This window comes from Streptomyces sp. NPDC008125, assembly GCF_042957125.1.
Lineage (GTDB): Bacteria > Actinomycetota > Actinomycetes > Streptomycetales > Streptomycetaceae > Streptomyces.
In genome coordinates this window covers 155,688-165,410 of sequence record NZ_JBIBHR010000019.1, presented here as the reverse complement: position 1 = coordinate 165,410, position 9,723 = coordinate 155,688, and the positions used below count along the sequence as shown (strand labels likewise).

At 72.1% G+C, this 9,723-nt stretch carries 9 protein-coding genes; all 9 read left to right on the top strand.

Translation table 11 applies throughout. The annotated features are described in order from the left end of the window. The first annotated feature begins 90 nt into the window (after positions 1-90). The 9 genes from ruvX to efp all read left to right on the top strand — a co-directional run bounded on the left by ruvX (position 91) and on the right by efp (position 9,722). Positions 91-576 carry a Holliday junction resolvase RuvX gene (gene ruvX, locus ACFZAX_RS28270; RefSeq protein ID WP_390965104.1) on the top strand — a complete coding sequence of 162 codons (486 nt, stop codon included), beginning with the start codon at positions 91-93 and terminating at the stop codon, positions 574-576. A 97-nt stretch (positions 577-673) separates the two neighbouring features. Then, positions 674-2,596 carry an endolytic transglycosylase MltG gene (gene mltG, locus ACFZAX_RS28265; RefSeq protein WP_390965103.1) on the top strand — a complete coding sequence of 641 codons (1,923 nt, stop codon included), beginning with the start codon at positions 674-676 and terminating at the stop codon, positions 2,594-2,596. Further along, a complete protein-coding gene (locus tag ACFZAX_RS28260) occupies positions 2,583-3,419 on the top strand; it encodes a shikimate dehydrogenase (RefSeq protein WP_390965102.1) in 837 nt (278 codons plus the stop codon). The genes mltG and ACFZAX_RS28260 overlap by 14 nt, the downstream gene beginning before the upstream one ends. Before the next feature lie 181 nt (positions 3,420-3,600). Continuing rightward, entirely contained in the window at positions 3,601-4,785 is a 1,185-nt protein-coding gene (gene aroC, locus ACFZAX_RS28255; protein ID WP_390965101.1) for a chorismate synthase, read from the top strand. Continuing rightward, the gene (aroB, locus tag ACFZAX_RS28250) at positions 4,782-6,419 is read left to right on the top strand and encodes a 3-dehydroquinate synthase (RefSeq protein WP_390965100.1); all 1,638 of its coding nucleotides are present in this window, start codon (positions 4,782-4,784) and stop codon (positions 6,417-6,419) included. Before aroC ends, aroB begins: the two co-directional genes overlap by 4 nt. Beyond that, on the top strand, positions 6,416-6,856 hold the full coding sequence (gene aroQ, locus ACFZAX_RS28245) for a type II 3-dehydroquinate dehydratase (protein WP_390965099.1): 441 nt from the start codon (positions 6,416-6,418) through the stop codon (positions 6,854-6,856). Before aroB ends, aroQ begins: the two co-directional genes overlap by 4 nt. Before the next feature lie 136 nt (positions 6,857-6,992). Then, entirely contained in the window at positions 6,993-7,799 is an 807-nt protein-coding gene (locus ACFZAX_RS28240; protein WP_390965098.1) for a Pro-rich N-terminal domain-containing protein, read from the top strand. A 199-nt stretch (positions 7,800-7,998) separates the two neighbouring features. Then, positions 7,999-9,105 (top strand): M24 family metallopeptidase, encoded by a 1,107-nt coding sequence (locus tag ACFZAX_RS28235; RefSeq protein ID WP_390965097.1) that lies wholly within the window; start codon positions 7,999-8,001, stop codon positions 9,103-9,105. 50 nt (positions 9,106-9,155) lie between these two features. Next, entirely contained in the window at positions 9,156-9,722 is a 567-nt protein-coding gene (gene efp / locus ACFZAX_RS28230; protein ID WP_299540949.1) for an elongation factor P, read from the top strand. The last annotated feature ends 1 nt before the right edge of the window (position 9,723 follow it).

The following is a 9,723-nucleotide window of genomic DNA, read 5'->3' as shown; positions in this document are numbered from 1 at the left end:
CAAGCCGGACGTCGCCCAGGGCGGCGGCCAGAACCCCGAGGCCATCGGTGACGCCGTCGCCGCGGTCGAGCGCCTGGTCACCGAGACCGCATGACCGAGGAGAGTGCCCCGATGCGTCGCGGACGCAGGCTCGCGATCGATGTCGGGGACGCCCGGATCGGGGTCGCCTCGTGCGACCCCGACGGCATCCTGGCGACGCCGGTGGAGACCGTGCCGGGACGTGACGTCCCGGCCGCCCACCGGCGGCTCGGCCAGATCGTCGAGGAGTACGAGCCGATCGAGGTCGTCATCGGCCTCCCCCGGTCCCTGGGCGGCGGTGAGGGTCCCGCCGCCGCGAAGATCCGCGCCTTCGCCCAGGTGTTCGCCCGCGCGGTCCACCCGCTGCCGGTACGGCTGGTGGACGAGCGGATGAGCACGGTGACGGCGACCCAGGGGCTGCGCGCCTCGGGCGTCCGGTCCAAGAAGGGGCGGTCCGTCATCGACCAGGCCGCCGCCGTGGTGATCCTGCAGAATGCCCTGGAGTCCGAACGGGCGTCAGGGCATGCGCCGGGCGAGGGCGTCGAAGTGGAGCTGTGATCGCGATACGGTAACGTTCCGCGCGATGCTGCGGTGTTCGACAGCCCGCACGGCAAGCGAAGAGACGGAAAGCGCGTCTCGCGGCTCTAGGGGATCGATGACTGAGTATGGCCGGGGCGCAGGCCCCGAACCGTGGCATCCCGAGGATCCCCTCCAGGGGGACCAGGACTGGGCGGCCCAGGAAGCGTCACAGGGCCAGAACTCCTACGGCGGTCATCCGCAGGACCCCTACGCCCCGCAGCATCAACAGCAGTACCCCCAGGATCCGTACGCCCAGCAGGAGCAGGGCTACGGCAACCCCCAGGACCCGTACGCCCAGCAGCAGGCATACCCGCAGCAGGGGTACGGCAATCCCCAGGATTCCTACGGGCATCAGCAGCACCAACAGCAGCCCTACCAGCAGCAACAGCAGCAACCGGGTGGCGGTTACGGGCAGCAGCCCTTCGAACAGCAGCCCTTCGAACAGCAGCAGCAGTCCGGACAGCAGCAGCAGTACGGACAGCAGCAGTACGGGCAGCAGCCGCACGATCCCCAGCAGCCCGGCTACGACCAGGGCTGGGACACCGGTCAGCAGCCCGCCATGCCCTACGGGGCCCAGCCCCACGACCCGTACGGCTACCCGGCGGAGAGCTACGGCGGCCCCGGCGATCAGTACGCCACCGCGGAGGCCTTCCCACCGCCGCAGCCGCCGGGCCGCCGGGCCGCCCCGGAACCCGAGCCCCAGCCACAGACGGACTGGGACCCGGACGAGCCGGTGGAGGAGACGCACCCCTTCTTCACCGGCGCCGACACCCCGGAGGAGCGGCGCGGCCGAGGCGGCCGTGACGGGAAGGGCTCCGACGACGCGGTCCGGGACTCCGATCCGGACGACGGCGCGGACTCCGAGTACGACGACGACCCGCGCTCCGGCCGGCGCGGCGGTCGCAGCAAGGGCAAGAAGAAGAGCCGCAACGGTTGCGCCTGCCTCGTCGTGTCACTGGTCCTCGTCGGCGGGCTCGGCGGGGTCTCCTACTTCGGATACTCCTACTGGAAGCAGCAGTTCGGCGCCCCCGAGGACTACGAGGGGGTGGGCACCGGCCCGCAGGTCCAGGTCGAAATCCCCAAGAACGCGCTCGGCTACGACATCGCCAACAAGCTGAAGAAGCAGGGGGTCATCAAGTCCGTCGACGCCTTCGTCTCCGCGCAGAATTCCAACCCCAAGGGCAACACGATCCAGGCGGGCGTCTACCTCCTCAACAAGCAGATGTCGGCGGCCAACGCGGTCAAGATGATGCTCGACCCGAAGAGCCAGAACACGCTGGTGATTCCTGAGGGCACCCGGAACGCCAAGATCTACGACATGATCGACAAGCGGATCGGTCTGCCCGAGGGCACCACCAAGAAGGTCGCGCGGTCCGAGGCCGGCGACCTCGGACTGCCGGCCTGGGCGACGAACCACCCCGATCTCAAGGACCCGCTGGAGGGCTTCCTCTTCCCCGCGGCCTATCCGGTGGCCAAGGGCTCCAAGCCCGAGGACGCGCTGAAGCGGATGGTCGACCGTGCGAACGAGGAGTACGGCAAGGCCGACCTCGCGGGCGCGGCGAAGAAGTACCACCTGGACGGCCCCTGGCAGGTGCTGACCGTGGCCAGCCTCGTCCAGGCGGAGGGCATCTCCCACGACGACTTCCGCAAGATGGCCGAGGTCGTCTACAACCGCCTGCAGCCGGACAACACGATCACCAACCGCAAGCTCGAATTCGACTCTGCGTTCAACTACCTGAAGAACCAGAGCAAGATCACGATCAGGTCGAGCGAGATCCGCACCAACCCGGACCTCTACAACACCTACTACCACACCGGCCTGCCGCCGGGGCCGATCAGCAACCCGGGGGACGAGGCGATCAGCGCGACCCTCAACCCGACCTCCGACGGGTGGATGTTCTTCATCTCGCTCGACGGGAAGAAGACCGACTTCACCAAGACGGTGGAGGAGCACGAAGCGCTCAACGAGAAGTTCAAGGAACTCCATGGCCTCCAATGAGGGATCCCGCCGCGCCGCGGTCCTCGGCTCCCCGATCGCCCACTCGCTCTCCCCGGTGCTGCACCGGGCCGCGTACGCCGATCTCGGCCTCGGCCACTGGTCGTACGACCGCTTCGAGGTGGACGAGGCGGGGCTCGCCGGGTTCATGGAGAAGCTGGACGCCGGCTGGGCCGGGCTGTCGCTGACCATGCCGCTCAAGCGGGCCGTCATCCCGCTGCTGGACGGCGTCAGCGCCGCCGCGGCCTCGGTCGAGGCCGTCAACACGGTCGTCCTCACCGAGGACGGCCGACGCCTCGGGGACAACACCGACATCCCCGGCATGGTCGCGGCCCTGCGGGAACGCGGCGTGGAGAGGACCGAGTCCGCCGCCGTCCTCGGCGCGGGCGCGACCGCCTCCTCCGCGCTCGCCGCACTGTCGCAGATATGCACGGGACAGGTCACCACCTACGTACGCAGCCGCGCACGCGCCGACGAGATGCGCGGCTGGGGCGAACGCCTCGGCGTGAACGTCGTCGTCGCCGACTGGGCCGAGGCCGACCAGGCCTTCGCGGCCCCGCTCGTCGTCGCCACCACCCCGGCCGGCACCACGGACGCCCTCGCCGCCGCCGTACCGGACGCCCCCGGCACCCTCTTCGACGTGCTGTACGAGCCCTGGCCCACGGCCCTCGCCGCCGCCTGGGCGGACCGGGGCGGGGCCGTGGTCGGCGGGCTCGACCTGTTGGTGCACCAGGCGGTCCTCCAGGTCGAGCAGATGACGGGCCGCTCCCCGGCGCCGCTGGCCGCCATGCGGGCGGCGGGAGAGGCCGCACTCGCGGCACGCTGAGGGCAGCCCCGGGCACTTCACCGAGCCCCGGAGACTTGCGCGGACGCGCACGAAACGTCCGTCTGCTGGACCGGGGGCCGGTCCGCCCCTCAGCTCGTGGGAGGATCGGGGGCGGCGGGCCAGGGCCGCGCACCCCGGCCGCGCCTTCGCAGTTTTTGCGCGCGAGCATCGAGGAGCACCGTTGAGCAGGTTGCGCTGGCTGACCGCAGGGGAGTCGCACGGCCCCGCACTCGTGGCGACGCTGGAGGGTCTTCCCGCCGGCGTCCCGGTCACCACGGAGATGGTGGCCGACGCCCTCGCCCGGCGGCGGCTCGGCTACGGACGCGGTGCCCGGATGAAGTTCGAGCAGGACGAGGTCACCTTCCTCGGCGGCGTACGCCACGGCCTCACCATGGGGTCCCCGGTCGCCGTCATGGTCGGCAACACCGAGTGGCCCAAGTGGGAGCAGGTCATGTCCGCCGACCCGGTGGACGAGGAGGAGCTGGCCGCACTGGCCCGCAACGCCCCCCTGACGCGCCCCCGGCCCGGCCACGCCGACCTGGCGGGCATGCAGAAGTACGGATTCGACGAGGCCCGGCCGATCCTGGAGCGCGCCAGCGCCCGGGAGACCGCCGCCCGCGTGGCGCTCGGCGCCGTCGCCCGCTCCTACCTCAAGGCGACCGCGGGCATCGAGATCGTCAGCCACGTCGTCGAACTGGCCGCCGCCAAGGCGCCGTACGGCGTGCTGCCGACCCCGGCCGACGTGCCGGCGCTCGACGCAGACCCGGTCCGCTGCCTCGACCAGGACGCCTCGAAGGCGATGGTCGCCGAGATCGACCAGGCCCACAAGGACGGCGACACCCTCGGGGGTGTCGTCGAGGTGCTCGCCTACGGCGTGCCGGTCGGACTCGGCTCGCACGTGCACTGGGACCGTCGCCTCGACGCCCGGCTCGCCTCCGCCCTCATGGGCATCCAGGCGATCAAGGGCGTGGAGGTCGGCGACGGCTTCGACCTGGCCCGGGTGCCGGGCTCCGAGGCCCACGACGAGATCCTGGTCACCGAGGACGGCATCAAGCGCGCCTCCGGCCGCTCCGGCGGCACCGAGGGCGGCCTGACCACCGGTGAACTCCTGCGGGTCCGCGCCGCGATGAAGCCGATCGCCACCGTGCCGCGCGCACTGGCCACCGTCGACGTGGTGACCGGCGAGCCCGCCAAGGCCCACCACCAGCGCTCCGACGTCTGCGCCGTGCCGGCCGCCGGGATCGTCGCCGAGGCCATGGTCGCCCTGGTGCTCGCCGACGCCGTGGCGGAGAAGTTCGGCGGGGACAGCGTCGAGGAGACGCGCCGGAACGTGCGGGGATACCTCGACAACCTGCGGATCCGATGAACGCGCCGCTGGTCGTCCTCGTCGGCCCCATGGGGGTCGGCAAGTCCACGATCGGTGAGCTGCTCGCCGAGTGGCTCGGAGCCCCGTACCGCGACACCGACGCCGACGTGGTGGCGACCGCGGGCAAGCCCATCTCGGAGATCTTCTTCGACGAGGGCGAGGAGCGCTTCCGCGAACTGGAGCGCCACGCCGTGCGCGAGGCCGTGACCGGGCACACCGGCGTCCTCGCGCTCGGCGGCGGCGCGGTGCTCGACGAGGGCACCCGCGCCCTGCTCGCGGGCCACGCCGTCGTCTACCTCTCCATGGACGTGGAAGAGGCGGTCAAGCGCGTCGGCCTGGGCACCGCACGGCCGCTGCTGGCCGTCAACCCCCGCCGGCAGTGGCGCGAGATGATGGAGCTCCGCCGCCATCTGTACGAAGAGGTGGCGCGGGTGACCGTCGCCACCGACGACCGCGCCCCCGACGAGATCGCCCGCGAGATCGTCGACGCACTGGAACTGCCGGAACGCGACACCACGCCCGGCCGGGAGAAGACAGCAATGACCGAGCAGGCACCCACCCGCATCCAGGTCGCCGGCACCGAGGGCAGCGCCCCGTACGAAGTGCTGGTCGGCCGGCAGCTCCTCGGCGAGCTGCCCAAGCTCATCGGAGACCGGGCCAAGCGCGTCGCCGTGCTCCACCCGGAGGCGCTCGCCGAGACCGGCGAGGCGGTCCGCGAGGACCTCGCCTCCCAGGGGTACGAGGCCATCGCCATCCAGCTGCCGAACGCCGAGGAGGCCAAGACCGTCGAGGTGGCGGCCTACTGCTGGAAGGCACTGGGCCAGACCGGCTTCACCCGCAGCGACGTCATCGTCGGTGTCGGCGGCGGCGCGACCACCGACGTCGCCGGCTTCGTCGCGGCGAGCTGGCTGCGCGGGGTGCGCTGGATCGCCGTCCCCACCACCGTGCTCGGCATGGTCGACGCGGCGGTCGGCGGAAAGACGGGCATCAACACCGCCGAGGGCAAGAACCTCGTCGGCGCCTTCCACCCGCCGGCCGGAGTCCTCTGCGACCTGGCGGCCCTCGACTCGCTCCCGGTGCACGACTACGTCTCCGGGATGGCCGAGATCATCAAGGCCGGCTTCATCGCCGACCCGGTGATCCTCGACCTCGTCGAGGCGGACCCCGAGGGTGCGCGTACGCCCGCCGGGCCGCACACCGCCGAGCTGATCGAGCGCTCCATCCGGGTCAAGGCGGAGGTCGTCTCCAGCGACCTCAAGGAGTCCGGCCTCCGCGAGATCCTCAACTACGGCCACACCCTGGGCCACGCGATCGAGAAGAACGAGCGCTACAAGTGGCGCCACGGCGCGGCCGTCTCGATCGGCCTGGTCTTCGCCGCCGAACTGGGCCGGCTCGCCGGCCGGCTCGACGACGCCACCGCCGACCGGCACCGCACCGTCCTCGCGTCGGTCGGCCTGCCGCTCACCTACCGCGGTGACCAGTGGCCGCGTCTGCTGGAGAACATGAAGCTCGACAAGAAGTCCCGCGGCGACCTGCTGCGCTTCATCGTGCTCGACGCGCTCGGCAAGCCGACCGTCCTGGAGGGCCCGGACCCGGCCGTCCTGCTCGCCGCCTACGGAGAGGTCTCCGCGTGACCCGCCGCGTCTACGTGCTGAACGGCCCGAACCTCGGCCGCCTGGGTTCCCGCGAACCCGACGTCTACGGGGCCACCTCGTACGCCGGGCTCGTGGAGACCTGCCAGGCACTCGGCAAGGAGCTGGACTTCGTCGTAGAGGTCCGCGAGACCAACGACGAGGGCGAGCTGATCCGCTGGCTCCACGAGGCGGCGGACGGATCGGTCCCGGTCGTCCTCAACCCGGGCGCGTTCACGCATTACTCGTACGGGATGCGGGACGCGATCTCCCAGCGCACCGCGCCCCTCATCGAGGTGCACATCTCCAACCCGTACGCGCGCGAGGAGTTCCGGCACACCTCCGTGGTCGCTCCGGTCGCCACCGGCACCATCGCCGGCTTCGGCATCGGCTCCTACCGGCTGGCGCTGCGCGCGCTCGCCGACGAGCTGACGGCCTGACCGGCGTCACCCTTCGCCGGGTGCCCCCTCGCGGGCACTCGGCGCCGCCCCGGGCCGTTCACCCGGTGAAGGTCCGGGGCGGTACGGTAGCCGTCCGACCAGCGCCAGTTGACCGCACGAGACGGAGTGGCACCGGATGCAGCACGCAGTGGGGGCTCCGTTGCCGCCTCCCCACCGGCCCGGACACGGCCCCGTCGGCGGCCCGCACCCCGGCGGCCCCGGCACGCCGCCCCCTATACCCCCGGCGCCCCCGGCGCAGGGATGGGCGGCGCCCGGCCCCGACCAGCAGCCCGCTTCCCCGGCCCGCGAGGTCACCGGCCACTTCCGGCTCCCGCCGGGCGGCCTGGTGCCGCTGCCCGCACAGCCCCTCGAACCCGGCACCGGCGCCGCCACCCTCGCCGTCCTCCTGATCGGCCCGGCGGGGGCGGGCAAGACCACCGTCGCCAAGCTCTGGGCCGCCCGCCGCCGGGTGCCCACGGCCCACGTCTCGCTGGACGACGTACGCGAATGGGTGCGCTCGGGGTTCGCCGACCCGCAGGCCGGCTGGAACGACCAGTCCGAGGCCCAGTACCGCCTGGCCCGCCGCACCTGCGGCTTCGCCGCCCGCAACTTCCTCGCCAACGGCATCTCCTGCATCCTCGACGACGCCGTGTTCCCCGACCGGCCCGTCATCGGCCTCGGCGGCTGGAAGCGCCACGTCGGCCCCGGGCTGCTCCCGGTGGTCCTGCTGCCCGGCCTCGAGGTCGTCCTGGAGCGCAACGCCGCCCGCAGCGGCAACCGCCGCCTCTCCGACGAGGAGGTCGCCCGCATCCACGGCCGGATGGCCGGGTGGTACGGCTCCGGGCTGCCGATCATCGACAACTCGACCTACGACGTCGAGACCACGGCCCGCGTCCTGGACGACGTCCTCGCCCGCGCCCTGGCGAGCCCGCCCGCCTGGTAGACCGCCCTCCCGGTGGTGCGCCCTCCTGGCCGCACGCCCTCTCAGTGGTCCTGGTCCGCGCAGCCGCGCGTACGGGCACCGCCCAGCCGCGCGTACGGGCACCGGCCTGCCGCGCGTACGGGCACCGACCGTCCGCCGGCCGTCCCCGGTCGGACAGCGCTGACGGGCGGGGCGGCGGATGCGCTCGTACGCTCGGGGCATGTCAGAGGTGTACGCCGTCCGCCGCGGGCTGGTCCGCGACCGGTGCGCCGCCGCCGGATCGGCCGCCGCCCTGGTCTCCCGCCCCGCCAACGTCCGCTATCTCGCCGGCGGGGCGCCTCCCGGCGCCGTCCTGCTGCTCGGCGCCGGCGAGGACGTCCTGCTCTGCCCCCGCGCCCCGGCCGGCGACCCGGCCCACGGGCGTACGGACGAGTCGCTGCGGGTGTCGGCGCTGGGGAGCGGGCGCGGGGACGCGGCGATCGCCGCCGCCGCCCTGGCCGCCGGGCACGGGACGGAGCGCCTCGCCGTCGAGGAGCACGACCTGACCGTCGCCCGTCACCGGGCCATGGCCACCGCCGCCCCCGGACTGCGACTCGGCGATCTCGGGACCACCGTGGAGCAGCTGCGGGTGGTCAAGGACGAGGAGGAGATCGCCTGCCTGCGCATCGCGGCGGAGATCACCGACCAGGCGCTGGGGGAGCTCCTCGAATCGATCCTCGTGGGCCGCACCGAACGTCATCTCTCCCTGGAGCTGGAGCGCCGCCTGGTCGACCACGGCGCCGAGGGTCCCGCCTTCGCCACGTCCGTGGCCACCGGGCCCAACTCCGGCCAGGCGCGTCACCGGCCCACCGACCGCAGGGTCGAGGAAGGTGATTTCCTCAGCGTCAGCCTCGGCGCGAGCTACCGCGGTTACCGCTGCGAGATCGCCCGCACCTTCGTCATCGGCACCGCCCCCGCGGAGTGGCAGATCGAGCTGTACGACCTCGTTTTCGCCGCTCAGCGCGGTGGCCGGGAGTCCCTGCTGCCGGACGCCACCTACCGCGAAGTGGACCACGCGGCCCGTCATCCGCTGGACTCCGCGGGGTACGGCGAGGGGCTTTCGCCCCGCACCGGGCACGGGGTGGGACTCGAAATCGACGAGGACCCGCAGCTGGCACCGACAGCCATGGGTAAACTGGACGCTTGCGTGCCGGTCACCGTCGGACCGGGGGTCCACCTCCCGGGCCGGGGCGGTGTCCGGATCGATGACACGCTCGTCGTGCGCCCCGAGGCGGACGGCGGACCCGAGCTACTCACCATTACGACCAAGGAGCTGCTCGCGCTCTAGCGCGCGTTCTTGGCCGTCCACCAGCTTTCAGTCCAGGAGATTCCGCAACCGTGGCTTCCACGAACGACCTCAAGAACGGCCTGGTGCTCAAGCTCGACGGAGGCCAGCTCTGGTCCGTCGTCGAGTTCCAGCACGTCAAGCCCGGCAAGGGCCCGGCCTTCGTGCGCACCAAGCTCAAGAACGTGCTCTCCGGCAAGGTCGTCGACAAGACGTTCAACGCCGGCGTGAAGGTCGAAACGGCCACCATCGACCGCCGGGACATGCAGTTCTCGTACATGGACGGCGAGTACTTCGTCTTCATGGACATGGACACGTACGACCAGCTGATGGTCGACCGCAAGTCCGTCGGCGACGCCGCCAACTTCCTCATCGAGGGCTTCACCGCCTCGGTCGCGCAGCACGAGGGCGAGGTGCTCTACGTGGAGCTGCCCGCCGCCGTCGAGCTGACCATCCAGCACACCGACCCGGGCGTCCAGGGCGACCGCTCCACCGGTGGCACCAAGCCCGCCACGCTGGAGACCGGTTATGAGATCGGCGTGCCGCTCTTCATCACCACCGGCGAGAAGATCAAGGTCGACACCCGTACGGGCGACTACCTCGGCCGGGTGAACAGCTAAC